Here is a 25,849-nt window from a genome sequence, read left to right as displayed (position 1 = left end):
CCGCCTCGATGGTGAAGATGCCGGAACTGTCGGCTGACTTCCGGTCCGTTGCCGCTAGCGACCCTTCAGGCCGCGATTCCGGTCTCGCCGTCGGCTTCCTGGTCCGGGGAACCACGCCGCCGCGCCAGCGGTCCGTACTGCTCCGACCAGCCGATCACCGCCTGGAACACCGGCTTCAGCCCGTGAACGGCTTCGCTGATCTCGTATTCGACCCGCGGCACGTTCTCGGCATAGACGGTGCGTGTCACCAGCCCGTCCGCCTCCAGCTCGCGCAGCCGCAGCGACAGCATGTGCTGGGTGATGCCGGGCAGAGAGCGGCGCAACTCGCCGAACCGGCGTGTGCGTTGCGCCAGCACCCAGAGGATCTCGATCTTCCACTTGCCCGTCAGCGGCCGCATCGCCTCGAGAAAGGTGACGTAGGGCGCCTCGCAGTCGTTGGCGGACTTGTCGGCAGCGTTTGCGGAGGAGATTGAAGTCATGTTCATGGATAGCCATCTCGTCGGCGTGCATGCCCCCGGCAACACGCCGATCCCTTAGTTCGGCCGGCGAATCATTTCGTCGCACCGGCTTGACCGCGAATGATCACTCGCATAATTCGAGAATGAACGTTCTCATTAGTTGGATAGCAATGCAAAGCCGGTTTGGCAATATCTCCGCTCTCATCGATCCCGAGGCCGATGCCTGTCCCGCGATGACGCGCGCTGAGCGCAGGGACCAGCAGACCCAGCGCGTTCTGGAGGCCGCGAAGGCCTGTTTCGTCCGTTCCGGCTTCCAGGGCGCGTCCATGCAGGAGATCTGCGCGCAGGCGGACATGAGCCCCGGCGCCCTGTACCGCTACTTTCCCTCCAAGGAAGCCATCATCGAGGCCATCTGCGCCGCCGACAGGCGCGAGGACGCGCGCGTCTTCCAGGCGGTGCTCAGCAATCCCGACGTGATCGAGGGCATGGTGGCCGGCGCCATGACGCATATCCGTTTCGTGCACGAGACGAACGCCGCGCCGCTGTTCGCGCAGATCTGCGCCGAGGCCATGCGCAACTGCGCCGTCGAATCGATGTGTCGCGCCAATATGGATCAAGTGCAGGCGATGTTCGGGAACTATCTCGGCAAGGCCAAGGCGCGCGGCGAGATCGATCCCGTCGTCGACCTCGACACCGTCGTGCCGGCACTGATGGCGATCATCCACGGCATGGCGCTCAACGACCTGCCGGCACTCGGCATTTCTTACGAGAAGCTCGAAGTGCTTCTCAGGGCTGCGCTCGAGGGCATGCTGCGTCCGGCCGGAGCATCGGCGGGCGGCGCGAAATAGGCTATCGCGCCGTCGCGCCTGCAACCGGCAATCGCAGGCGGCCGCGCTGGTAGCGGTATTCGAGCGCGATGCCGCTCCATATCAGGCCGAACAGCAGGTACATATGGCGCCAATGGTCGGTGTCGATCACGGTCCCTAGGCCGATATGGCCGAGATAGACGACATAGGCGCACAGCACATAGGGTTGCCACGGCCGGTCGCGCAGCAGCAGGCGAAAGCCGGCCGCGACCGTCCAGACGGTCAGCGTCAGGTAGCTGACGAAGCCGAGCCAGCCATAATCCATCAGCGCCTTCAGCCAGATGTCATGCGTGTCTTCGCCGTAGATCTGGCCGAACACCAGCGGCCCGATGCCGAGCGGCTTCTCCAGCGCCAGCGCGAAGCCTATGCCGTAGCGGGCAAAGCGGCCGAGGCGTGCCGAATCGTAGTCCTGCGCCAGCTTGGCGCGGTTGGTGAACATATCGGCGACGCCCGGTATCTGCAGGATCACCAGCATGGCCGCTATCAGCAGCACGAGCGCGGCGATCGTCATGACGACGATGCGCAGGCGGAACATGCCGCTGCGGCTCTGCAGGAAAAGCGCGCCCGTCAGCAGGATCGCGGCCACGGCAAACAGGCCCCAGGCGCCGCGCGAGAAGGACAGGAAGATGCCGCCGACGATGATGAGCAGCGGCATGGCGATCAGCGGCATACGCGACACCGGGCCGGTAAGCAGCAGGTAGAGCAGGTAGATGCCGGGCAGCGCCAGGAACGGGCCGAACACGTTCGGATCCTGGAACACGCCGGCGGCGCGCTCGTATTTGGTGAAGATCGCCGCGCCGGGAAACAGATGGAAATAGCCGGCGATGCCGGCGACCGACGTCAGCACCGCCGAGGCCACATAGGCCATGAAGATCAGGCGATAGATATCCGGCTTCGCTTCCACCACGGCGGCGAAGAAGACGGCGGTGAAGGCAAGGAAAAGGGACACGGACAGATAGAGCGGCGTGTCCATCAGGTCTTCCATCTGCGTCATCGCGATCAGCCCGCCGATGTTGAACAGCACCAGCAGCACCAGAAGCGGCGAGACTGCCCGCGAGATTCTGAGGCCGAACAGCGCCCAGACCGCGATAAGCCCGGTCATGTAGAGGTCGTAAGGCGCGGGCTCGTCGATGACGAAGCCCGACAGGAAGATGCCGAGGAAGACGGCGCCTGAGGTGATCAGGCCGATCAGCTTGGCGTTGACGGCGGCCGGCGGCAGGTCATGCGTGACGGCGCTCAATAGGCGTTTTCCGTATCGAGCAGGCGAACGGGCGTCAGCAGCAGGATCTTGAGATCGAACAGCATCGACCAGTTCTCTATGTAGTAGAGGTCGTATTCGGTGCGCATGCGGATCTTCTCGTTGGTGTCCATCTCGCCGCGCCAGCCGTTGATTTGCGCCCAGCCGGTCACGCCGGGCTTGACCTTGTGGCGCGCGAAATAGCCGTCCACCACTTCGTTGTAGAGAAGGTTGTGCGACTGTGCCGCCACCGCGTGCGGACGGGGGCCGACGAGCGAGAGCGAGCCGAACAGCGCGTTGAAGAACTGCGGAAGCTCGTCGATCGAGGTCTTGCGGATGATGCGGCCGACGCGGGTCACACGGGGATCGTTCTTGGTGACGGTCCGTTTGGCCGTAGGGTCGGACTGGTCCGTATACATGGAGCGGAACTTGTAGACCTCGATCTCCTCGTTATTGAAGCCGTGCCGCTTCTGCTTGAACAGCACCGGTCCCTTCGAATCGAGCTTGATGGCGATGGCGGTCGCGATCATCACCGGCGAGAACAAGATGATGCCGACCAGCGAGAAGACGATGTCGAAGGCGCGCTTGGCGACCGAATCCCAGTCGTTGATGGGCTTGTCGAAGATGTCGAGCATCGGCACCGAGCCGATGTAGGAATAGGAACGGGGGCGAAACTGCAAAGCGTTGGAGTGGGCCGACAGACGGATGTCCACCGGCAGCACCCACAGCTTCTTCAGGAGTTGCAGCACACGCTGCTCCGCCGTGATGGGCAGCGACACGATCAGCATGTCGATGCGCGCGATGCGTGCGAACGTGATCAGTTCCGACACGGTGCCAAGCTTGGGATAGCCCGCCACGATCGGCGGGGAGCGGCTGTCGTCGCGGTCGTCGAAGATGCCGCAGATGCGGATGTCGTTGTAGGGTTGTTTCTCGACCGAGCGGATCAGCGCTTCGGCCGCCTTGCCGCCGCCCACGATCACCGCGCGCCGTTCCATGCGTCCGTCGCGCGCCCAGCGACGCAAAAGCGTGGACAGGATGAGCCGGAAGCCGACGATCAACACGAAACCGGCAACGAACCACGTCGCGAACAGAACGCGGGAATAGGTCGCCGACATCTTCAGGAAGAAGGCCGTCAGCGCCATCAGCGCGAAGGTGCCCGACCAGATGAGAAGGATGCGGCCGACATTCCGCATCGGGCGCATCAGGGCGGCGATCTGATACTGGTCGAAGATGTCGAGCAGGATCACCGCCAGCAGCGAAGCGCCTGCCATCGCGGCGGGGTACTCCCATGCCAGAATGTCGAAGAAGCCGAGGAACCAGCAATAGACGGCGATGCCCGACAGGAACAGCAGCGCGAATTCCAGCAGTCGTACCGTGCCGCTGACCATGACCGGGGACATGGTGTCGCGACGGTATTGCGCGGCGACCTGACGCGCGACATCGTTGATGCCGCTCGGCTTGGCGTCCTCTTCCGTCGGCTGCAGCTTGCGCACAGCCGCGGAAAAGCGATGAGCTGGGTCGATCTCGTTCATGACCTGTCCGCGAATACCGCCGACGCCTATCAGAAGAGAGCTAAGAAAGACTTGAAAAGGCTTGTCGCTTTGGAACGGCCTGACCCGCGCAGGGTGCTATTTTCGGCAGGCAGCGAAATACGCCTGCTCGATTTCCGCCGCCATCACGTCCGCCCCGAAGCGTGCCTTGAGGGTGGTCATGTCGGGCATCAAGTTTTTGTAGGCTGCCAGGTCGGAAAGGGCTTCCCGCATCTTGCCGGCGATCGCGTCGGCGTCGGCGTTCACGAGCGCAGGCGATCCGGAACCGAAGATTTCGGGGATCCCACCAACGGCCGTGGCGATCATCGGTTTGCCGGCGGCGAGCGTTTCCAGCACGATATAGGGCATCGCCTCGGCGCGCGAGGGCACCACCACCAGCCGGGCGAGGGCGAAGGCCGCGCGCGCTGGCATCGGCGGCAGGAAGCGGATTCTGTCGGCAAGGCCGAGGCGTTCCACTTCGGCCTCGTAGCGCGGCAGGTCCTCGCCGGCTCCGACCATGACCGCGCTCAGTCGCTGGCCGAGCGCCGTCTCGGCCCTGGCGAAGGCGTCGATGAACAGATCCGGTCCCTTCAGGTCGCGCATCATGCCGATGTAGAGGAGATCGGCTGCGTCGGCTGCTTCAGGCACCGGCTCGAATTCCGCTGCCCGCAGCCCGTTATAGACAAGGACGTTGGGGATCGGCGGCTCTCCCACCTTCCTGCGATACGTCCTGCGCTCATAGTCGGACACGAACAGCAGGCAGTCGGTGAAGCGCGCCATGTTGCGCTCCAGCGCGAAGAACAGCTTTCCGGTCAGCGTGTTCTCGTCATAGTGCAGGCTGCCGCCATGCGGCGAATAAAGGCGGGCCACGCGAGACCTTGAAACCCGCAACAGTGAGCCGAACAGGCGCGCATAGGCGCCTCCCTTGGCGCCGTGGCCATGGATGACGTCCGGCTGCAATTCCTTGATGATCCTGTAGCTGCGCCAGGCCGAGGCGAGGTCGCCGGGGCCGATGTGGCGCTGCATGGGCGTACGCTGCACGCCGAGCGCGAGCTTGCCCTGCATCTGGTCGAACAGTCGCTCCTCGTATTCTCCGCCTGTCGTGGAGTCGCACACGATGCCGACCGAATGGCCGGCCGCCACCTGTGCGTCGGTCAGATCGCGCACATGGCGGAAAATCCCGCCGACGGGCGACCGGAAACAGTGGACGATTCGGAGCTTGCCGGCCACGTGGCGGTCAGAACAGGCGTTCGCGAACGTAGACGGTGTCGCCCGGCATCAGCGGGTCGGACGTCACCACGCGCCCCGTCATGACCTTGCCGTTGATGTCGCGGGTGATATCCACGCTTTCCTGGTTGGCGCGCGGCGAGTAGCCGCCGGCGATCGCTATCGCCTTCTGCACGGTCAGGCCCGGCACATAGGAATACTGGCCGGCCGCGCCGACTTCGCCCATGACGAAGATGGGTCGGTACCGGTCGATCTCGACCGATACGTCCGGGTCCCGCAGATAGCCTTGCCGAAGCTTCGCGGCGATTTCGCTTTCGAGTTGCTGCGCGGTGTGCCCGCGGGCCGGAATGGCTCCGACCAGCGGGAAGGAGATGTAGCCGGACTGGTCGACGCTGTAGGTGTTGGTCAGGCCGTCCTGCTCGAAGACCGTGACGCGGATGCGGTCGCCGGCGCCGAGTCTGTACGGCTGGTTGAGCACCTCATGGAATGCTGCGGGTGCGGGACGATAGCTGGAGCATCCGTTTGCCACCGACACGGCAAGAAAGATGCTGGAAAGCAGAATGGAGCGTCTTCTCGTCACCGGTCGTTACCCTTCGACTCGCCGCGTTACACGGATGGAGGATCGACGCCGTTATCGTCCTGTTAGGGTTAATGGCCGGTAAAGGATGCATGTCGGGCGAGGCTTCGAAGTGCGCGAATTCCTGCGGGAAGACGCGCCTGGAGCACGACAGCGCTCTTAACGGGTGAGTTACCATAATTGTTTACGGTGCGGGCAACCCGAAACGGAAGCAGTTGCATGTCCGCAGCACCGACCACGGCCGCCGATCTCGATGTCGACCTGAGGCAGCTCTTCGCCAGCATCGCGAGGAACTGGCTGAGAATCCTTGTCATTGCCCTGGTCGTGACCGGCTTGGCGCTGGCGTTCACGTGGATGGTCAAGCCGAAATACAAGGCCGAGACGCGCCTGCTGATCGAGACGCGCGAATCCGTTTTCACCCGTCCCGATACGGGTGCCGACGCGGACCGGCCTATTCTCGACGAAGAGGGCGTGACCAGCCAGGTGCAGGTCATTTCCTCGACGGATATATTGAAGCAGGTGGCCGACAAGCTCGGGCTGGCGAAGCTGCGGGAGTTCGACCCGGCGCTGAGGATGACCTTGCCGTCACATCTGCTCGTCATCGCAGGATTGATGAGCGACCCGAACGAGATTCCGGTCGAGGAGCGCGTCCTCAAGGTGATGCGCGAGAAGCTGTCGGTCTATCGCGTCGAGGGCTCGCGCGTCATCGTCATCGAATTCTCCTCGAACGATCCACGCCTCGCCGCCGAAATCCCGAACGCGATTGCCGATGCCTATATCGCAGCCCAGGGTCACGCCAAGCTGGAATCGAACTCCGCCGCCACCGACTGGCTTGCGCCCGAGATCGCCGACCTGTCGAAACGCGTGAAGGACGCCGAAGCCAAGGTCGCGGCCTACAGGGCGCAGTCCGGCCTGCTGATCGGGCAGAACAATTCGATCCTGGCCACGCAGCAGCTTTCCGAGATGTCGAGCGAGCTTTCGCGTGTGCGCGCCAGCAGGGCGGCGGCGGAGGCGACGGCCGCGAGCGTTCGCGCAGCCTTGAAGAGCGGTGGTTCGCTGGATGCGCTTCCTGAAGTGCTGTCGTCCAACCTCATCCAGAGGCTGCGCGAGCGGCGCGTTCAGTTGCGCAACGAGATTGCCGACCTGTCGACCACGCTTCTGGACAACCATCCGCGCCTGCGCTCCCTGCGTTCCCAACTCGCCGATCTCGACAGCCAGATCAGGGCCGAGGCCGAGAAAGTGCTGGCAAGCCTGACATCGCAGGCGCAGACGGCGCAGGCGCGCGAGAACCAGATTTCCGCCGACCTGAATCAGTTGAAGGCCCAGTCGGCAGACGCCGGCGAGAAGCAGGTCGAACTGAACGCGCTCGAGCGGGAGGCCACAGCACAACGGCAACTGCTCGAATCCTATATGACCCGCTATCGCGAAGCGTCCTCGCGCGAGGACCGCAACTACCTGCCGGTGGATGCGCGCATCTTCTCGCGCGCCGTCACGCCGGCAGAGCCGTATTTCCCCAAGATCGTGCCGATCGTCTCGGCCGCCTTCATCGCCTCGCTGCTCGCTATGAGCGTCATTACCCTGTTGAGGGAACTCTTTTCCGGCAGGGCCATGCGACCGGCGCCGGGCAGGGCGCTCGAAACGGTGCGGGAAGTGGAGATGCCGGTAGCGCAGGTCCAGCCGGAACCCGAACCTGCGCCCGAACCCGAACCGCAGCCCGAACGCGAGCCCGAGCCGCAACCCGAAGCGAAGGTCATCTCCGAGCCGGTTGCCGTTGCAATGGCCGATCCGGTGTTGCGGCCCGCGGACGTCGAGGAGGCGGAAGATACTGAGGAAGCTATCGCCTCGCGGATCGGGGAAATCGATATCGCCAGCGCAGCCGCGAAGCTGATCGAGTCGGGAGCCTCACGCGCCATCTTCGTCTCGCCAGAAGGCGACGAGGCCGCCGCCAGCTCGGTTCTGGTGGCGCGATCGGTTTCCGATGCCGGACTGCGCGTACTGCTGCTGGACCTGACTGCATCCGGTGCGGCCTCGAGGCCGATGCTGGAGAGCGGGCTTTTCCCGGGAATCACCAATCTTCTCAGTTCCGAGTCGCAATTTTCCGACGTCATTCATCCGGATCGCTATTCGGACTGCCACGTCATCCCTGTGGGAACGGCCGATCCCGTGCGAGCCATGCGCGGGGCCGACCGGTTACCTATCATCATGCGTTCGCTGACCACGGCCTATGATCTCGTCATCGTCGAATGCGGCCCCACCGACTCCCGGGGGATCGGCCGCGTCGCCAGTCAGGGCAGCGAGATCTTCGTCAGCATGATCGAACCGGACGACGTCGTGACGCAAACGACGGCGGGCCTCATCGAGGCGGGCTACGCCGACGTGACGTTGGTGACGCCGGTCGGGCACGACAGGCCGGGAACACCGATGAAGGGTGATCGGCGGCATGAGGAGCAGCGCGCGGCGCGTCACTCCTGAGCGCAGGACTTGCCGGCCGCCTTGCGGCGCAGGGCCTTGGTCAGTCGCCAGACCACCGGGCTGTTCTTGACGAGTGCCGTGACGCGAGCGCAGCCATGAAGGGTGAGAGCCAGGACCCGCCCCTTCGTCGTCAGCGGCACCAACACGTCACGGTGGCGCGTCTCCAGGTTGCACCATTCCCGCTTGTAGCGTTCGTCTCCCACGGAAAAATCGTAGAGACGGAATCCTCGCGCGCAGGCTTCCTCGATATTGCCGAAGAACAGGAACTCGCCGGGACTGGCCGGGGTCAGTTCGTCCTCGGAGATCGCGGCGAATTCGCAGATCAGGCGATCGCCGCATACGCTGGTGCCTGTAACAGCCCTGAGCCTGCCGTCCACCTCCAGCCCGTGCAGGACGAAGGACGGCGGCTGTCGGTGCAAGGCATCGGTGAAGAGCGAATGGAAAAACCTGCGCACGTCAGGGTCACGAAAAGCATCCGTGATACCCATTCGGCGCAGACGCTGCTCCTTCATGGAAAAGAAGGCGTCGAGAAAAGCGCCGACCTGCTCCAGCGTCGTTGCCTCTACGCGGCGGAAGCCGCCCGCGGCCTCGAATTTGCGGATCTGAGAGCGGTGCTTCTTGCGCTTGCGCCTGCCGCTGGCGCGATCGAGCACGGCGTCGAAACCGCCGTCCAGGTCTGCCGCGAGCGATACGTTCGGGCTGGTGAAGCCGGAGAGCGCCATGAAAGGATTGGGTGCGCCATCCAGCTCGGACGCCAGCCGCTGCAGTGCCAGCACGTCGATATCGGGACGTGCCGCTGCGATGGCGTCGAACAGCGAGCGGATGGCGGCGCAATCGGCCTTGCCGAGCCATGCCCGATCCGCTGCGCTGAAATTGCCGTTGGCGTGGCGCCCGCCCATGAAGCGGGCGATACGGAAAGGCCCGGCGCGCACGACTTCCAGCGCAAGCGCAAGGACAGGTTTCTGATCGACGCTCAGCGTGGCGATAAGCGCATCGGCATTGACGCTCCTCGTCCAATGCCTGGCCCAGTGCGCACCCTGCGCGGGCGCATGGAGCGCCTGCCCGCAGAAGGCTGCGTATTTGGCAAGGGCGTCGGCGGATGCCTCGGAGACGACGACCGCCGTGGCGGCATGGCCGGTCGACACGCGCTGCGCCGGCATGGCGGCTGCACGGCCGTTGCCGTCCATCGACGCGGTCGCGTCAGCCATCGTTCGTCCTTGATCTGATCTCGCCACCCACGAGGTCCGTCCGCATAGAGTCGGGCGCGTGGAGCCTAGGGACAAAAGATGAATGAATGAATGACAACGACCTCGAAAGGCAATCAATCGGGTGATCGGTTTGCTGACAACCGGGGTCGGACGGTCAGGCTTTCGGCCGCGGCTCTATGATCAGCCACCTGATGATGCCCATCGCCGGCAGCACCCACAGCAGTCCGCTGACCAGGAAGAAAACCAGATGGACCAGCGGGCCGGATTGCGAGAACTGCGCGACCGCAATCAACGTCGCCACGATCGCATAGACGATGACCAGCAGCACCAGGAGAACGGTTCCGATCAGTTTCTTCAGGCGAATGGGCATGTTTCGCTTCCTCTGGCGCCCCGATTAGGACTATCGAGGCCGCGGCGCAAGCCGTTGCCGAAAACGCGACCGCGTGCCGCGCCGGACGTGCTTGCAAGACGCTCGCCCTTGGTCCACCAATCCGCAACCGGAAAAAGCCATGACAGTCACAGCCGACACCGCGGCCGCGCCGCTCGCCGCCCGAGACAGGGACATGAAGAACCGCGGGCTCGTGCGCGGCTGGCTTTATCTCGTCCTGCTGGTGCTTGTGGCGCTGGTCATGGTCGGCGGCGCAACGCGCATGACCGGTTCCGGATTGTCGATCACGGAATGGCAGCCGATACACGGTGTCATCCCGCCGCTCAATCCCGTCGAGTGGCAGGAGGAGTTCGAGAAGTACCAGCAGATCCCGCAGTTCAGCGAACTCAACAGCGACATGACGCTGGGCGAGTTCAAGGGCATCTTCTGGTGGGAATGGTCCCACCGTCTGCTGGCGCGGGGCGTCGGTTTCCTGGTCGCGATCCCGCTGCTGTTCTTCTGGCTGACGGGCCGGCTCGAAAAGGGCGTGAAGCCGAAGCTTGCCGGCATCCTGCTGCTTGGCGCGCTGCAGGGCGCGATCGGCTGGTGGATGGTGGCCTCCGGCCTCGCCGGGCGGGTGTCGGTCAGCCAATACCGGCTGGCGACGCATCTCACCATGGCATCGATCATCATCGTGGCCATCACGGCTGTCGCGCGCGGGCTTGCGATCTATACGGAGCGACCGGCGGCGCGCGGCATCCAGCGCTTTGCCGGCATCCTCGTCGTCATGGTCCTTGTCCAGATATACCTCGGCGCGCTCGTCGCCGGCCTGCACGCCGGTCTGACCTACAATACCTGGCCGCTGATGGACGGCGCGATCATCCCCGGCAATCTTTTCACCATCGATCCGGCTTGGCGCAATCTCTTCGAAAACCCGAAGACGGTGCAGTTCATCCATCGCATGTTCGCCTACACGGTGCTTGCGGTAACGCTGTGGCACGCCATCGCGACATCCATGTCCACGCCCGGCACCACCCATGCGCGGCGTGCCTGGGTTCTGGTGCTGCTGGTGCTCGCTCAGGCAACGCTCGGCATCGCGACGCTGCTGATGCAGGCGCCGATAGACGTGGCGCTGACCCATCAGTTCATGGCGATCATGGTGCTTATCTTCGCCACCGCGCACTGGCGCGGCACCAAGGGCGCCTATCCGCTGCCGCACGAGGTCGAACTCAGAGACTGAGGCGGACCCTGCGGACGGCGCTCGCCACGTCGAGCTCGCGTTCCTCGTCCTTGCGGTTGCCGTCCTCGGCGTGCAATGCCGCCGAGAGGCAGCCATAGGCGATCGCGTGGTCGAGCAGGCGGCGCGGATCGACGTTTATGCTGCGCGACAAGGTCGCCGCCATTGCCGAGATCCGGTCAGGCGACAGGCACAGATCGTCCCGGTCGAGCGGATTGTAGAACATGTTCGCGGCGTCGAAGCAGGGATCGCCCAGAACGCCCTTCGGATCGATGGCCAACCAGCCGCGTGGCGATTGCAGCATGTTCTCGTGGTGCAGATCGCCATGCAGGGGACGTATGCCAGTCTGGTCGTCGAGGATGCGGTCGGCAAGGCTTGCCGCCTCGATATAGAAGGCCTGCCTCGCGTCCTCTCTATCCGCGCCGGCACGGGCGAAGAGCGCGGCAAAGCGGGCACGCAGCGGCTGCAAGCCGCCCGGAACTAGATGCGGCGAAGGCGAATGCAGCCTGACTATCACTTCCGCGGCGATCTCGGTTGCCGCGTCGTCGCCATCCCGGTCGAGTACGTCGGCCAGGTGGCGCGTCCCGGCGTATTCGACCAGCATCTTCCTGCCGTCGCGACCCAGAAGCCTCACCGCGCCTTCGCCGCGACGCCAGGCGAGGAAGTGCGCGCCGCGCAACTCGTCCTCGACGTCGTCGAAAAGCTTCAGTGCCTTGACGACGGCCGGCGAACCATCGGCGCGGACGACCTTCCAGATGCGGCTGGAAAAGGTCTCCGCGATCATTTCCGCGCCGCCGATCTTCCAGCGGTCCGGAAAGGAAGGCGTCCGCATCAGGAATTGAGACCGAGCATCAGGTCGAGATTCTGGACCGCCGCGCCGGAAGCGCCCTTGCCGAGATTGTCGTAGACCGCGATCAGCAGCGCCTGCGCGCGGCTGTCATTGGCGAAGACATAGAGGCGCATGCGGTTCGTGCCGTTATAGACCTCGGGGTCGATCTCCGGCACGCGCTCGACTTCCTGGTAGGGCGCGACCTCGACCATGCCGCCCTTGATCGAGGCGAAGTGATCGGCGATCGCCGCATGCAGGTCCGCGCCCTTCGGCACATGCGGCAGGGCGGCAAGCTGGAGCGGCACGACGGTGATCATCCCTTGCGCGAAATTGCCCACCGCCGGCTGCATGATCGGATCGTGCTTCAGCTTCGCGTAGGCTTTCAGTTCCGGCACGTGCTTGTGCTTGAGGGTGAGGCCGTAAGGCAGGAATTCGGGCGCGTCCTCGCCCTTGGCGACGTAGTCCTCGATCATCGGCCGTCCGCCGCCCGAATAACCTGAAATGCCGTTGACGGTGACGGCGTAGCCGTCCGGCACGAGGCCGGCGCTGACCAGCGGGCGCAGCGTGGCGATCGGGCCCTGCGGCCAGCAGCCGGGATTGGCCACGCGCATGGCCTTGGCAATCCTGTCGGATTGCCCCTTGTCCATTTCGGGAAAGCCGTATTCCCAGCCGCCGGCGACGCGATGCGCCGTCGAGGCGTCGATCACGCGGGTGGTGTCGTTGGTGATGAGCGAGACGCTTTCGCGTGCGGCGTCGTCGGGAAGGCACAGGATGGCGACGTCGGCTGCGTTGAGGAACTCGGCCCGTGCCCGCGGGTCCTTGCGGCGCTCGACCGGCGCCGAGATGATCTCGATGTCGTCGCGGCCGGACAGCAGGGACCTTATCTGCAGGCCCGTCGTTCCGTGTTCGCCGTCGATGAAGACTTTCGGTTTCATGCCCTCGAATTCCTGCGTTAGATGTCCTGGCCGTGATGCGCGTCGCCGTTGCCGTCCTGCCGCGCGCGGCGCTCGGCCAGGAGGCCGAGATAGTGCATGGCGACGGCCGAACCGGCGATGGCCGTTATGTCGGCATGATCATAGGCCGGCGCAACCTCCACCACGTCGGCGCCGACAAGATCGATCTGGCCGAGACGGCTGAGCGTCGACAGGATGCGTGCCGAGGAGGGGCCGCCAGCTACCGGCGTGCCGGTGCCCGGGGCGAAAGCGGGGTCGAGGCAATCGATGTCGAAGGTGAAATAGGTCTTGTGGCCGCCGGTGCGTTCGACGATCGCATAGGCGAGGTCGGAGGCGCGCATCTCGTCGACCTCGTAACCGTGGATGATCTTGATGCCGCAGGTCTCGGGCGCATGGGTGCGGATACCGATCTGGATGGAACGGTCGGGGTCGATCAGCCCTTCCTTGACGGCGCGCGCCACGAATGAGCCGTGGTCGATGCGCTTGCCGTCGTCGGGCCACGTATCCTGATGCGCGTCGAACTGCACCAGCGCCAGTGGGCCGTGGATAGCCGCGTGCGCCTTCAGCAGTGGATAGGTGATGAAATGGTCGCCGCCCAACGTCAGCAGGAAGGCCCCGGACTTGAGGATCCTGGCGGCTTCGCGCTCGATCGTCGCCGGCGTCTTCTGATGGTTGCCGCTGTCCAGCAGGCAATCGCCGTAGTCGACCACCGCGAGGGATTCGAACAGGTCGCGCGTGAACGGGTATTGCGGGTCGTTGTCGAGGATCGCGGAAGCGCGGCGGATCGCCTGCGGCCCGAACCTTGCGCCCGGCCGGTTGGTCACGGCGGCATCGAAGGGAACGCCCCACACCACCACGTCCGCGCCCTTGACGTCCTTCGTATAGCGGCGGCGCATGAAGGAGAGCGCGCCGGCATAGGTCGGCTCGAAAGAGCCTCCGGTCTTGGAGCGGGCGGTGAAAGCGTGATCGATGTTGCTGTTCGCCATCGCGGTTCCTCGATTTCGTCGGGGTGCAACAAGTATAGAACCGATCGCGGCCACGCCAGTATGACAGTGAAGAAAAGCGGACGGACGTGCCGCGCCGTGCCTCACTTTTCGCGGAGGAGAGGCGGCCGGCGGCAGCACGGCCACCTCGAAAGTGTGGAAGTTTCGATCCATACATCCACATGAGGAGCCAGCGGTCGTCGCGATCACTTTGATTGGAATGGAACGAGCGGCAATGTCACAGCAGCAAACGGCGGTGGTTTCGACCGCTTCGAGGTTTTCGGGAGAGGAGGCCGCCAAGCGCGTGGCGCTCAGGCGCACCAAGGCGCTGGCGATTGCAGCGCTCGTGCTTTGTGCGGCCGTTCTCGTCGCGGCCAAGCTTTTCGGGGCCGGCCGTCCCTGGCTCGGTTTCGTCGCGGCCTTCGCCGAGGCGGCCATCATCGGCGGGCTGGCGGACTGGTACGCCGTGGTCGCACTGTTTCGCCGCCCGCTCGGCCTGCCGATTCCCCACACGGCCATCATTCCCGCGAATCAAGAGCGCATCGCGGACAATCTCGGCCGGTTCATCGAAGTCAATTTCCTGGCGGCTGGACCTGTCCGCGAGAAGCTCGAAGAGGTCGACTTCGCCGCGCTCGTCGCCGACTGGCTCTCGGACGAGCGCCGGGCGGCCGGGCTCTCCCGCTTCGTCGACCGGCTGGTGCCGCAGGCACTGGCGGCGATCGAGCGGTCGGGGCTGAAGACCTTCGGAACACAACTGCTCGTCGAACAGGTCGAAAAGGTTCCGCTGGCGCCGCTGGCGGCCGAACTGCTGTCTGCCTTCAGCGACGACCGGCGCCACCAGAAGCTGTTCGACGAGTTCCTGGGAATGGCAGGCCGGTTCCTGAGCGACGAAAGCGCGCTGGCGGCCATGCGCGACAGGATCCGAGAGGAACTGCCGTCGGTCTTCAACCTGTTCAGGGCCGATGCCTATCTGCTCAAGCGCATCGTCGCCTCGGCGGGCACCTTGCTGGACGAGGTGCGGGCGGATCCCGACCATCCGATGCGGCAGGAATTCGACCGTTTCGTCAAGGCTTTCATCGCGCGCCTGAAATCATCGAAGGAGTATCAGCGCCGCGCCGAGAAGCTGAAGCGGGATTTTCTCGCCCGTCCGCAATTGCGTGACATGGTGCAGGATATGTGGACGAGCCTGCGCGCCGTCATCGAGCAGGACGCGCGTTCCGAGGATTCGGCGATCCGCCGTCATCTGACCGGCATGTTCGTCGAGATCGGAAGGCATCTGCGCAACGATCCCGATATTCGCGCCGACATGAACGAGGGGTTCGTGGTGGCGCTTTCCTCCTTCGTGGAGAGCCAGAAGAGCGGCGTCTCGACATTCATCGCCGATCAGGTGAAGCGCTGGGATCTCGGCCAGCTTACGCGCCTCATCGAGCTCAATATCGGCCGGGACCTGCAATATATTCGTTTCAACGGCATGGTGGTCGGCGGGCTGGCGGGGTTGGCGCTTTACGGAGTCGAACATGTCTTCTTCGCCGGTTGAGTGGCCGGCTGCGGCCGTTCCGGAGCATCTGTTTCCGGGCATTCGATTGACATGATCGCCCGTTCGTGATCGGACAGGGGCATGGACGACGATGCGGCGGCACAGGAGCGAACGCCGGACCCGCCCACTTTCCAGCAATTGCTTGGCATGGTCGGGAAGGAACTCGGCGTGTCCGACTGGGCGCTGGTCGACCAGGCGCGCATAGACCAGTTTGCCGATTGCACCGGCGATCACCAGTGGATCCATGTCGATCCGGACCGCGCCCGACGCAGAAGCCCTTTCCGCAGCACCATCGCGCATGGCTATCTCAGCCTGTCGCTGCTCGGCGGCCTTGTGCAGGACATGAACATCCTGCCGGAAAATACGCTCGCCGCCTTCAACTACGGCCTGAACAGGACGCGCTTCATTTCGCCGGTGAAGTCCGGTGCACGGGTCAGGTTGCGCTGCCGGCTTCTGTCGATGGAGGAGAAGGCGCCCGGACAGTATCTCATGACGGTGGAAAACACGCTGGAGATCGAGGGCGAGGAGAAGCCCGCGCTGCTCGCCGAGACGCTGGTGATGCTGTACGAACGCCGCAAGAAGGGCTGACGAGGCGAGGCGGGCACTCCGCTTTTCGGGGCTCAGGATACGAAAAAGGCGGGACAATGGTCCCGCCTTTCTTTGTTTCTGTTCTTGCCGTCGTCAGCGCAGCCGGCCGCTCGCATGGGCGAGCATGGTGTAGACCTTGCCGGTATCGGACGACAGGTAGGTCTGCGTCATGATGTTGTCGCGGTCGTTGCGCGAAACGTCCTTCAACAGCTTCTCGAAGTCGTCGCAGTAACGGTCCACGGCAGCCCGGAACTCGCCCTCCGCCTGGTACTTGCGGCGGATTTCGTCGAAGGTCTGCTGACCCTTCAGCGTGTAGAGGCGGCGCGTGAAGACATCGCGCTCGCCTTTGCGGTAGCGATTCCACAGTTCGATCGAGGCGTCGTGATCGATGGCGCGGGCGATGTCCACGGACAGCGAGTTGAGCGACTCCACGACATGCAGCGGCGAACGCTGAACCGGCGCGGGACGCGGCGCCTCGGTGCGCGGCGTCGCCGGGGTGGCGGCACCTTCCTGCGAAGCGCCGGTCAACAGATCGCGGACCCAGCCGCCCTGCGGCGAGCGCGACGTATCGCGGCCAGCCGACGAGCGATCGAGTTCCAAGGTCCCGCGCAAGCCGGTTTCGCCGGCGGGCGACGAAGGTTGCGGCGCAGGCGCAGGTCGTCGCGGCTGATCCGGAGCGCGGGCAGGGGCCTGCGGCGCCGGACGCTGCGCGCGCGCCTCGGAGACGTCGGTCATGCGGCCTGATTTGGCAACGATGTCCGACAGTTCCTTCAGCGCGTTGATCTGCTCGGAAACCGCGCGGCGGATCGCCGTGGTCGATTCCTTCGCTTCTTCCGGCATCTCGATGACGCCCTTGCGCAGTTCGGCGCGGGTGAGGTCGAGCTCGCTCTTGATGGAACCCGCCGTCTTGCGCATCTGCTCGGTGGCGTCGGCGAAGCGGGTGGTCGCGGCTTCGACCGCCTCGGTGATGGCCGAGCGGATCTTTTCGGCGGATGCCAGCGTCTTGCCTTCGGCCTTTTCCATGGTCTGGCCGACCAGCCCTTCGAAGGACCGCATGACCTTCTCGAGGTCCTCGGACTTCTTGACAAGGCCAACCGCAAGATCCTCCAGCGAGGACTGCCGCTCCAGCGTATGCTCGAGGTTGCTCTGCGCAGAGCCGAGCAGGTCCGAGGCGCTGGCGAGAAGCCGGCTGTGCTCGTCGAAGCGCGTGGCGATCGAGGCGACCTCACGCAGCGTGGCGGACGACAGCTCGGTAAGCCGGGTGGTGTTGGAATCCACCAGGCGTGCCGAGCTGGCGAAGGTCTGCGCAGCCTTCTCCGTGGTCGCCGCGAAGCTCTGTGTCGAGCTGGACAGCTGGCCCTCGACAGTGCCGAGATTGGCCGCGGCGCGCTCGATCAGCTCGTTGAGCTGCTCGCTCGACGCCGTCATGCGGCCGATCAAGTCGCCGACGCTGCCGGCAAGCGAGGACCGTGCGCCGTCGACCGCCGAAAGCGTCTCGGCAGTGCGCGCCGCAATCGCCTCGGCCAGCGCCGTGTTCTCCTGCCGCAGCTTCTCGGTCGCGCGTTCGGTCGCTTCCTCCAGGCTGCGCTGCAGATCGTTGCCGCTGCCGGCGAGCCGGTCGACCAGCGGACGGGCGGTCTCGTCGAGGATCTTGCCGATTTCGGCAGACCGCGAAGCCAGCATGGAGTTGAGCTCGCGGGTGTTGGCGCCGATGGTCTTGGCCGCTTCGTTGGTGCTCTGGCCGATATGCTGGCCGACCGCGGCGAAGGTTTCGGCGATGGTGTTGGCACGGGCGACAAGCTGCTCTTCCGCCTGCGCGACCTTCTCGCCGAGCGTCTGGCCCAGCGTTTCGCCGGAGCGGGAGAGGCGGCTCTCGACGTCCGCGACGTGCTGTCCCACGCGCTTCGTCGTTTCGGCCGCGCTGGCCGCCAGACGCTCGTCGGCGCCGGTCAGCGCCTCCTCGATCTGGCGCGCGTGGGCGGCGAGTTCGAGACCGGTCTGGCGGGCGCGCTCGGCGACCCGTTGCTCGGTCTCGCCGAAGGCGCCGACGATGTTGTCGGTGTGCTGCCCGATCACCGAAGCGCTCTCGGCGATGCGCGACGCCATGCGGCCGTCGGCTTCGTCGAAGACATGGCCGATTTCCGCCACACGGGCCGACAGGGCTTCGGCGCCCTCGCTGATGCGCGCGGCGAGTTTCTCGTCGGCTCCATCGAAGATACGGCCGAGATCCGTGGCGCGGGCCGCAAGGGCTTCGGCGGATTCACCGATACGCTGGCCGAGCCGCTGGTCGGCATCCTCGAAGTTGCGCAGGATGTCTCCGGCACGGGTAGCCAGCGACTGCGCGGTCTCGATGGCGCGCGCGGCCAGTTTCTGGTCGGCGGCGTCGAAGGTCGCGGCGATCGTGTTCACCTGTTCCGTCATGCGCGCAGCCGTATCCTCGCCGTGGGCCAGCAGGACCTGCGAGGTTTCCTGCGCACGCGCCGCCATGCGTTCGTCCGCCGCTTCGAAGGCGTGGGCGATGTCTTCGGCGCGGGCGAGGAGGGCGGCCGAGGTCTGCTCGGCGCGCTCGACGATCTTGCGGTCGGCGTCGCTGAAGGCAGCGCCGGCCTGTTCATGCAGCGCACTCGTGACCTCGAGGACTTTTTCGCGCAATTGGCCGGCAACGAACACCGCGCTCTTTTCGAGAACGCCGCGAATGTTGTCGACGCCTGCCGAGAGGGCGCGCTCCATCGTGCCGGCGCGTTCCTCGATGATGCCGGTCTGGCGGTTGAAGGCATCCTCCATCTTTTCGACGTCGGCTGCGATCGCATCGGAAATGCGGGCGCTTTTGGCAGCGATCTGATCGATATGGCCTGAGACGGCGTGATCGATGTCGCCGCGTGCGGCTTCCAGCTTGGCGAGGTCGCTTTCCAGCGCCTGCGTGAGCAAGGCCCGGCCTTCTGCCAGCTTGCCGACATGGCCGGCGACCACGCCGTCGATGCCCGAGCGTTCTTCGGCGATCTTGGCGAGATCGGCTTCCAGCGCGCGCTTGAGGATGTCGCGACCCTCTGCGAGCTTCTCGACCTGGCCCGCGACCAGCCCGTCGATGCTGGAACGGCTTTCGGCCAGCTTGGCGAGATCGTCCTCGAGGGCCTTCGACAGGGTCGACCGATCGGCGACGAGCCGATCCTGGTGACCTTCGAGAAGGCCGCTGACACGCCTGAGGTCGTCATCCAGCGCCTGCGAGAAGCTGGCGCGGCTGTCGACCAGTTTCTGCGACTGCCCGTCGATGGCGCTCTGGATGGTGTTGAGGTCGTTCTCCAGCGCGCGCTTAAGGATGTCGCGGCCCTCGGCCAGCTTCTCGACCTGGCCTGCGACCAGCCCGTCGATGCCGGCGCGGCTTTCGGCCAGCTTGGCGAGATCGTCTTCGAGCGCGCGCTTGAGGATGTCGCGGCCCTCGGCGAGCTTCTCGACCTGGCCTGCGACCAGTCCGTCGATGCTGGAACGGCTTTCGGCGAGCTTGGCCAGATCGTCCTCCAGCGCCTTCGACAGCAGCGAGCGGTCTGTCGCCAGGCGATCCATATGATCCCTGATGGCGCCGTTGATGCTGTCCAAATCGCTCTCGAGCGCCTTGGCGAACTGCGCGCGATCCTCTGCCAGCTTCTGCGATTGGTCGGAAATGACGCCTTTGATGGTGTTCAGATCGCCTTCGAGCGCGCGCTTGAGAATGTCGCGGCCCTCGGCCAGCTTCTCGACTTGCCCGGCAACCAGTCCATCGATGCTGGAGCGGCTTTCAGCGAGCTTGGCGAGGTCATCCGCCAGCGTCTGGGAGAGCAGGGTACGCTCCTCCGCCAGTTTGCCGGAATGGTCCTCGACCAGCTTGCGTACGTTGGATAGGTCGGTTTCGAGCGCGCGGCCGAGTTCGCCGCGGTCGTCGGCCAGTTGCGCCGAGTGTGCTTCCATAAGTCCCTTGAGCCGATCCATGTCGGCTTCCAGCGCCCGGGCCAGCACGTCGCGGCCTTCCGAAATCTTCTCGACCTGGGCCGAGACCAGCCGGTCGATGTCGGCGCGGTTCTCCGTCAGCTTGGCGAGGTCCGCTTCCATTGCGCGCGACAGGATGTTGCGCCCCTCGGCCAGTTTGCCGACGTGCCCCGAAACCATTTCGTCAATGATTGCCTTGGCTTGGACGAGCCTGTCGGAGTCCTGGTGAAGAGCTGCCGAGAGCCGTTCCCGGCCCTGTTCGAGCCGTTCGAGATGGTCTCCGAGAGACGCATCGATGGCGGCGCGGGACTCGTTGACCTTGCGCAAATCCTCTTCGAGGGCACGCGCGATGAGGGCGCGGCCTTCACCCAGCTTGTGCACCTGGCTGGTGACCGCGGCATCGATGGCGGCGCGCTCGTCGGCGAAGGATGCAAGATCCTCGTGCATGGCGGCTGTCATGCGGTCGCGGCTTTCCGCCAGCTTCGCGGCATGCTGCTCGACGGCCTGCTCGATGCCCGAGCGGGCGTCGGCGAGACGCTGGATGTCGACGTCGAAGGCACGCGAAATGCTGTCGCTGGCCGAAGTCGCCCGGTCGGCGAAGTCGGCGGCGCGCGATTCGAGCATTGCCGAGGTCGAGTCGACGATCTCGGCCATAGAGGCGCCGATGCGCGAGCGGCCGTCCTCGATCATCGATTCCAGTGTATCCTTGCCTTCCGTGAAGGCGTTGGAAATGTCGCGGGCGCGATCGACGAGCGTCTCGTTGATCTGGCGCGCGCGGGCCTCCAGTGCGGCGTTGAGCTTCTGCGCGCCGGTGTCGAGCGCTTCGGCGCGGGTCTGGAACTCGCTGATGAGCGCCTGGCCGCGCTCGGCCAGCGTCCGCTCGATGCCGTTCAGGCTCGCCTCGAAATCGGCGTTCAACGTGCGCGCCGCGCCGCCCAGCAGGGAGACCATGCCGGCCGTCCGGTCCTCCAGAAGCTCGCTGAGCGAGCGGGTCAGGCCGTCGGTGGTGTCGGTCAGCTTGGCGATGCGGGTGTCGAGCAGGCTGGCGAAGGCCTCGCCGGAGGTCGACAGGCGATCGGTGATGGAATCCAGCCGGTTCTCCACCGAATCGAAGATCGACATCGAACTTTCGTTGATGCGGTCGATGAGCGTGTCGCCGGACTGGTTGATCGTCATCGACAGGTTGGTCGAGGCCGACAGGATGTTCTCGCGGATCAGGTCGCCCGCCGAACTGATCTCGTCCTTCAATGATTCATGGGCGCCGGCGATCGATGCGCGGACGCGCTCGGCATGGCCGATCACGGCCTCGCGCTCGTTGCCCAGGCCGTCGACGAGGGAACGAATGCGGGCTTCGTTGTCGCTGTAGGAGCGCTCGATCTGGTTGACTTCGCTATGAACCAGCGTTTCGAGCTCGACGGCGCGCGCAAGGGTGCGTTCGATGCCTTCGCCCATGGCCGCCACTTCGCGGCGGACCGCCTGGCCGATCATCATGACGCGATCCTGCGCCATGTTCTCGGGCTCGGTGAGCCGGAACGCCACCTCGGTCATGGACTGCGCGGCGATGCGCATGTCCTGCGCGCGGCGCACCATCGCCGCGAAGGCCCAGAACAGCACGACGGGAACGATGGCCGCGACCAGCACGCCGATAAGCTCCGGACGGGCGAGCAACTGGTCCACCGTGCGGACGCGCCAGATGGAGGGACCGAAGATCATGTTGGCAAGTGCGGCGGCGCCCGCGATCCACGCGATCGAGACAAGGGCAACGATCCAATAGACCGTGTTCGACGCGCGTCGGTTCAGGCTGTGCAGAAGCGAGCGGTAGTCCTTCTGGCGATCGTCGTTCGCCGGCGAGAACGGCGTCGGCTGGGGCGCGCGTTCGTCGGCGCCATTCGACTTCGGCTCGACCGGGCGCAACTCCTGTTGCCGGGAGGACGGCGCCGATGCGGCGGGCGATGCCGCCGGCTCGTTCGCCGCGGCGCGCGCATTGCCGGACCGACCGGCGCGGGCCAGTTCCTCGGCCGCCTGCGAGATCTGCGCTTCCAGATCCTCCATGGACGCAGCGATATCCAGGTCGCCGCCCGTTTCGGAATTGAGGTCTATATCCAGCGCCTGCTCGAGCTCTCTGGCTACGTCGCTGTCGAGAGATTTTGTTGTTGTGCTTTTCTTCGCCATGCCTTCGCTACCCTGTACTGGTGCCACGGGCTTGTTGTTTGTGGCTTTTCGACGCCCGCGCATGAGGCCTGAATATGGACCCTCGTATCGTAATGACACAGGGGGGTAAAGAAAACCTGCATTCGGCCGCATACGTAAAACTTTAAATATAGGGTTAACGGGACCGTGAGTTGGCGCGGCCGCCGCATATTTTCCATGAAGTCGGATTAACCGCCCGTCCACTTGATGGTGGTAGTCTCGCCGCGCCTGTCTTCGGCAGCGGCAATTGGAGTTGCGGTGCAATGCAAAGTCAGCCCGACGTAGCCTTTTCCATGCCTGGCGGCGAAGCCTGCGGGGCGGCGCGCAGCCGGCCGGTCGATCTCGTCCATCTGGCGCGCCAGACGATGGACGACAGGGACCTGGAGCGCGAGGTGCTCGCCCTGTTCGTACAGCAGGCGCTTTCGGTTCGGGACAGGATCGCCGATGCGGACGTCCGGGAACGCACCATGTTGGCACACGGTCTCAAAGGTTCGGCTCGCGGCGTCGGCGCGTTCGCGGTCGCCGACTGTTCCGCGCAGATCGAGGACAAACCGGACGACAGCCGCGCGGTCAAACGCCTCGGCGCGCTGATCGAGGAAGTGCGGGATTTTATTGCCGCCATCAACCGCTGAGCCATCGCACGCGGCGCCGGGGTTTGCCGAAAGCGTCACGGGGCGCCGGTATCGCGCCGCAGTTGACATGCCTGCCGGAGTGATTATCTCGGCATTGCTCCTCAGGTGACAATCATGACAAAGCTGACATACATCGCCTTCGACGGCACGCAGTTCGACGTGGAAGCCGAGAACGGCTCCACGGTGATGGAGAACGCGATCCGCAATTCGGTGCCTGGCATCGAAGCAGAGTGCGGCGGCGCCTGTGCGTGTGCGACCTGTCATGTCTATGTCGATCCGGCCTGGACCGACGCGGTGGGGGAGCCCGAAGCGATGGAAGAGGACATGCTGGACTTCGCCTACGACGTGCAGCCCAATTCGCGCCTATCCTGCCAGATCAAGGTTCGTGACGAACTGGACGGCCTGATCGTGCGCGTGCCGGAGCGCCAGGGCTGATCGCTACCCGGGAAATCGCCTCACGGCGCTCGAAATTCGGGAAAGCTGTGCGCAGCGGCCTTTTCTTTGCCGTCTTCCTCTCGTAACGCGACGCCGCGCGGGGGCGCGTCTTGTCAAGATTGAGAGCTTCCGCTACGCCCCGCCCATGACCGTTACTGTCCGTTTCGCACCGTCGCCAACCGGCCGCATCCATATCGGGAACGCCCGCACGGCACTGTTCAACTGGCTGTTTGCGCAAAAGCACCGCGGCCGCTTCATCCAGCGCTTCGACGATACCGACACGCTGCGCTCCCGGCAGGAATACGCGGATTCCATCCTCTACGACCTGCACTGGCTGGGCATCTTCCAGGACGCCACCGAATACCAGTCGCGCCGCATCGAGGCCTATGACGCCGCCGTCGAGCGGCTGAAGGCCGCCGGCGTCCTCTATCCCTGCTACGAGACGCCCGAGGAACTGGACCTGCGCCGCAAGATCAGGCGCACGCGCGGCCTGCCGCCGGTCTATGGCCGCGAGGCGCTGGAATTGACGTCGGCCCAGGTCGCGGAGTTCGAAAGCGACGGGCGCAGGCCGCATTGGCGCTTCCTCCTGCCGAATTTCGCCGGCGACCCGATGGAGCCGCAGCGCACCGAAATCCACTGGAACGATGTCGTTCGCGGTGACGAAACGGTGGACCTGGCATCGGTTTCCGATCCCGTCCTGGTGCGTGAGGATGGTACCTATCTCTATACGCTGCCCTCGGTCGTGGACGATATCGACATGGCGGTGACCCATGTCATCCGCGGCGACGACCACGTCACCAACACCGGCGTGCAGATCGCGCTTTTCAAGGCGCTGGGCTCAGAGCCGCCGGCGTTCGGGCATCATAACCTTCTCACGACCATTTCGGGCGAGGGGCTTTCCAAGCGGACCGGCGCGCTGTCGATCGAGGGGCTGCGCGAAGCCGGCATCGAGCCGATGGCCGTGGCGTCGCTCGCCGTGCTGATCGGCACCTCAGAGAGCGTGCAGGCGGTACCGACGATGGCCGACCTCGTCGAGCGCTTCGACCCCGCCGCCACGTCGAAGTCGGCGGCGAAGTTCGATCCGGACGAGCTTCTCGTGCTCAACCGGTCGCTGCTTCATCACATGCCGTTCGAGCAGGCGCGCGACAGGCTGGCGGCGCTTGGCATTGCGGGCGATCGAGCCGAGGCGTTCTGGAATGCCGTGCGTGGCAATCTGGACAGGCTGTCCGACGCCACCCAGTGGTGGGCGGTGGTCAACGAGGGACCTCAGGAAAAGCCCGACCTCTCAGCGGAGGACCGCGAATTCGTGGACAAGGCGCTCGATCTTCTGCCGGAAGAGCCTTGGGACGGATCAATCTGGCGCAAATGGACCGGCAAGGTCCGTGAAGAGAGCGGCCGCAAGGGCAAGGCGCTGTTCATGCCGTTGCGGCTTGCGCTCACCGGGCTTCCGTCCGGCCCGGATCTCGCAGATCTATTGCCCCTTTTGGGTCGGGAAGGAACTTTGGCCCGACGACCCTGACGTTCCGCTTCTCCTCGCTCAGCGGAATTGCCTTGATTTCAGGTTCGTTGCCGGTGGCTTCGACCGGCGTGGCCTTCGGCTTCGGCGCCGTCGGGGCCGGGAACGCGACGATCGAGGACGAGACGGCCTTGCCTTCCTGCGGCGCCCGGTTCGGCGCGGCTGTGTCGCCGATCACGGAATAGCCGCCGGCCGCCTTGCAGCCGCATTGCGGCAGCGACACATCCGGGCGCTTGTAGAGATAGGCTGTCGGCAGGTCGCGATAGGGCTGGCCGCTCGCGACGGACGTCATGTCGGCGGCGTCTCCACCCATGCCGCGGCTGTAGAACACCTGCATCTCGGTTCCGGGGCAACTGGACTCGCAATTCTTCTGGTCGCGCTCGAAGTCGCCGACGGTCGCTGCATTGGACATCGGAAAGAAATAGCCGTCACAGGTGCGTACGCACATCGTCCGGTATTCGCCCGTGCCTTGCGGCAGCGGCGGAATCCGGATCGGCATGCCGGGCTGCTGGTTGAGCACGCGGCTGATCCGTTCGGAATTGTCGCTGTCGTCGGAGATATCCACGCGAGTTTGATCGCCGACCGCAGGTCGGGACTTTGCCGGCGGTGCGCCGTTGCAGCCGTTGGCGTCGAGTTTCGCCAGGATGCGCCGCCGGTCACGCCGCGATCCGCCCGTGGCGAGACTGGCGCGCTTGGCGACAAGCTTGTCCAGATTGCCGCCCATGCGATCGATGGCGGCATTGAGGCCCGCGCAACGCGAAACATTGCCGCCGAACAGCAGGAAGCCGCATCCGGCGCGGCGCGCCTGCCTGCGGGCCTTGTCGATCTCGCCGCGCTGCCGGTCGATGGCGTCGTCATACTTGACGAGAAGCCGGGGCTTGGCCTTGCCGCCGCTTCCAGCGTGCTGGAGTTCCGCCTGCAATTGCCGGCATATGCGTGAGGCTGCGTCCGCGGGCAGGGCGCAAACAAACGTCGCCGCGCCGAAAAGCGCGACCGCGAACAGTCGTCTCGATGCCTTGCCCTTCATCGAACGTCCCGCCGGCCGATT

The 25,849-nt window shown here is 65.1% G+C and carries 20 protein-coding genes; 8 read left to right on the top strand and 12 right to left on the bottom strand.

The window, feature by feature from the left end; genetic code table 11:
• Positions 1 to 65: 65 nt before the first annotated feature.
• Positions 66 to 398 carry a winged helix-turn-helix transcriptional regulator gene (locus ABMA46_RS11725; protein WP_348999638.1) on the bottom strand — a complete coding sequence of 111 codons (333 nt, stop codon included), beginning with the start codon at positions 396 to 398 and terminating at the stop codon, positions 66 to 68.
• Between the two features lie 230 nt (positions 399 to 628).
• On the opposite strand from ABMA46_RS11725, the gene ABMA46_RS11720 reads away from it, so the two are divergent.
• Positions 629 to 1,306, top strand: a complete 678-nt coding sequence (locus ABMA46_RS11720) for a TetR/AcrR family transcriptional regulator (RefSeq protein ID WP_348999532.1) — start codon at positions 629 to 631, stop codon at positions 1,304 to 1,306.
• Position 1,307: 1 nt separating this feature from the next.
• Here ABMA46_RS11720 and ABMA46_RS11715 read toward each other — a convergent pair whose 3' ends face one another.
• The 4 genes from ABMA46_RS11715 to ABMA46_RS11700 all read right to left on the bottom strand — a co-directional run bounded on the left by ABMA46_RS11715 (position 1,308) and on the right by ABMA46_RS11700 (position 5,897).
• Positions 1,308 to 2,564 carry an O-antigen ligase family protein gene (locus tag ABMA46_RS11715; RefSeq protein WP_348999531.1) on the bottom strand — a complete coding sequence of 419 codons (1,257 nt, stop codon included), beginning with the start codon at positions 2,562 to 2,564 and terminating at the stop codon, positions 1,308 to 1,310.
• The gene (locus ABMA46_RS11710; RefSeq protein WP_348999530.1) at positions 2,561 to 4,093 is read right to left on the bottom strand and encodes an undecaprenyl-phosphate glucose phosphotransferase; all 1,533 of its coding nucleotides are present in this window, start codon (positions 4,091 to 4,093) and stop codon (positions 2,561 to 2,563) included. Before ABMA46_RS11710 ends, ABMA46_RS11715 begins: the two co-directional genes overlap by 4 nt.
• Positions 4,094 to 4,189: 96 nt before the next feature.
• A complete protein-coding gene (locus ABMA46_RS11705; RefSeq protein ID WP_348999529.1) occupies positions 4,190 to 5,320 on the bottom strand; it encodes a glycosyltransferase family 4 protein in 1,131 nt (376 codons plus the stop codon).
• 7 nt (positions 5,321 to 5,327) lie between these two features.
• A complete protein-coding gene (locus ABMA46_RS11700; protein WP_348999528.1) occupies positions 5,328 to 5,897 on the bottom strand; it encodes a polysaccharide biosynthesis/export family protein in 570 nt (189 codons plus the stop codon).
• A gap of 216 nt (positions 5,898 to 6,113) precedes the next feature.
• Here ABMA46_RS11700 and ABMA46_RS11695 point away from each other — a divergent pair, with 216 nt between their 5' ends.
• The gene (locus tag ABMA46_RS11695) at positions 6,114 to 8,366 is read left to right on the top strand and encodes a GumC family protein (protein WP_348999527.1); all 2,253 of its coding nucleotides are present in this window, start codon (positions 6,114 to 6,116) and stop codon (positions 8,364 to 8,366) included.
• Here the strand turns inward: ABMA46_RS11695 and ABMA46_RS11690 are convergent.
• Together ABMA46_RS11690 and ABMA46_RS11685 are read right to left on the bottom strand one after the other, a co-directional pair.
• Positions 8,357 to 9,574, bottom strand: coding sequence for a GNAT family N-acetyltransferase (locus tag ABMA46_RS11690; RefSeq protein WP_348999526.1), 1,218 nt, complete (start codon positions 9,572 to 9,574; stop codon positions 8,357 to 8,359). The two genes, ABMA46_RS11695 and ABMA46_RS11690, sit on opposite strands and share 10 nt — an antisense overlap.
• A gap of 154 nt (positions 9,575 to 9,728) precedes the next feature.
• Complete coding sequence (locus ABMA46_RS11685) at positions 9,729 to 9,944, bottom strand: DUF2842 domain-containing protein (protein ID WP_348999525.1); 216 nt, start codon at positions 9,942 to 9,944, stop codon at positions 9,729 to 9,731.
• Positions 9,945 to 10,083: 139 nt separating this feature from the next.
• Between ABMA46_RS11685 and ABMA46_RS11680 the strand changes: the two genes are divergently transcribed.
• Positions 10,084 to 11,181 carry a COX15/CtaA family protein gene (locus ABMA46_RS11680; protein ID WP_348999524.1) on the top strand — a complete coding sequence of 366 codons (1,098 nt, stop codon included), beginning with the start codon at positions 10,084 to 10,086 and terminating at the stop codon, positions 11,179 to 11,181.
• Here ABMA46_RS11680 and ABMA46_RS11675 read toward each other — a convergent pair.
• From ABMA46_RS11675 to speB, 3 genes are read right to left on the bottom strand one after another with little or no spacing between them, the layout of a single operon-like run.
• Positions 11,171 to 12,013, bottom strand: a complete 843-nt coding sequence (locus ABMA46_RS11675; RefSeq protein WP_425475732.1) for an aminoglycoside phosphotransferase family protein — start codon at positions 12,011 to 12,013, stop codon at positions 11,171 to 11,173. The two genes, ABMA46_RS11680 and ABMA46_RS11675, sit on opposite strands and share 11 nt — an antisense overlap.
• Complete coding sequence (argC, locus tag ABMA46_RS11670) at positions 12,010 to 12,942, bottom strand: N-acetyl-gamma-glutamyl-phosphate reductase (protein WP_348999522.1); 933 nt, start codon at positions 12,940 to 12,942, stop codon at positions 12,010 to 12,012. Before argC ends, ABMA46_RS11675 begins: the two co-directional genes overlap by 4 nt.
• A gap of 17 nt (positions 12,943 to 12,959) precedes the next feature.
• Positions 12,960 to 13,946 (bottom strand): agmatinase, encoded by a 987-nt coding sequence (speB, locus tag ABMA46_RS11665; RefSeq protein WP_348999521.1) that lies wholly within the window; start codon positions 13,944 to 13,946, stop codon positions 12,960 to 12,962.
• Between the two features lie 232 nt (positions 13,947 to 14,178).
• On the opposite strand from speB, the gene ABMA46_RS11660 reads away from it, so the two are divergent.
• Both ABMA46_RS11660 and ABMA46_RS11655 read left to right on the top strand, forming a co-directional pair.
• On the top strand, positions 14,179 to 15,480 hold the full coding sequence (locus tag ABMA46_RS11660; RefSeq protein ID WP_348999520.1) for a DUF445 domain-containing protein: 1,302 nt from the start codon (positions 14,179 to 14,181) through the stop codon (positions 15,478 to 15,480).
• Positions 15,481 to 15,561: 81 nt separating this feature from the next.
• On the top strand, positions 15,562 to 16,068 hold the full coding sequence (locus tag ABMA46_RS11655; protein ID WP_425475727.1) for a MaoC family dehydratase: 507 nt from the start codon (positions 15,562 to 15,564) through the stop codon (positions 16,066 to 16,068).
• A 93-nt stretch (positions 16,069 to 16,161) separates the two neighbouring features.
• Here ABMA46_RS11655 and ABMA46_RS11650 read toward each other — a convergent pair whose 3' ends face one another.
• Positions 16,162 to 22,200, bottom strand: coding sequence for an apolipoprotein A-IV repeat region-like domain-containing protein (locus tag ABMA46_RS11650; RefSeq protein ID WP_348999519.1), 6,039 nt, complete (start codon positions 22,198 to 22,200; stop codon positions 16,162 to 16,164).
• Positions 22,201 to 22,481: 281 nt separating this feature from the next.
• On the opposite strand from ABMA46_RS11650, the gene ABMA46_RS11645 reads away from it, so the two are divergent.
• From ABMA46_RS11645 to gltX, 3 genes are all read left to right on the top strand, one after another.
• Positions 22,482 to 22,850: an Hpt domain-containing protein gene (locus ABMA46_RS11645; protein WP_348999635.1), complete on the top strand. Its 369-nt coding sequence runs from the start codon at positions 22,482 to 22,484 to the stop codon at positions 22,848 to 22,850.
• 114 nt (positions 22,851 to 22,964) lie between these two features.
• Complete coding sequence (locus ABMA46_RS11640) at positions 22,965 to 23,285, top strand: 2Fe-2S iron-sulfur cluster-binding protein (RefSeq protein ID WP_348999518.1); 321 nt, start codon at positions 22,965 to 22,967, stop codon at positions 23,283 to 23,285.
• Between the two features lie 145 nt (positions 23,286 to 23,430).
• On the top strand, positions 23,431 to 24,804 hold the full coding sequence (gltX, locus tag ABMA46_RS11635; protein ID WP_348999517.1) for a glutamate--tRNA ligase: 1,374 nt from the start codon (positions 23,431 to 23,433) through the stop codon (positions 24,802 to 24,804).
• Here gltX and ABMA46_RS11630 read toward each other — a convergent pair.
• Complete coding sequence (locus ABMA46_RS11630) at positions 24,722 to 25,828, bottom strand: DUF2865 domain-containing protein (RefSeq protein ID WP_348999516.1); 1,107 nt, start codon at positions 25,826 to 25,828, stop codon at positions 24,722 to 24,724. The genes gltX and ABMA46_RS11630 overlap by 83 nt on opposite strands.
• Between the last annotated feature and the right edge of the window lie 21 nt (positions 25,829 to 25,849).

The sequence above is a fragment of the Mesorhizobium hunchu genome (assembly GCF_040081975.1).
Taxonomy (GTDB): domain Bacteria; phylum Pseudomonadota; class Alphaproteobacteria; order Rhizobiales; family Rhizobiaceae; genus Mesorhizobium; species Mesorhizobium hunchu.
The sequence above is the reverse complement of the archived record's forward strand: the minus strand, read 5'-3'. Positions and strand labels throughout refer to the sequence as shown.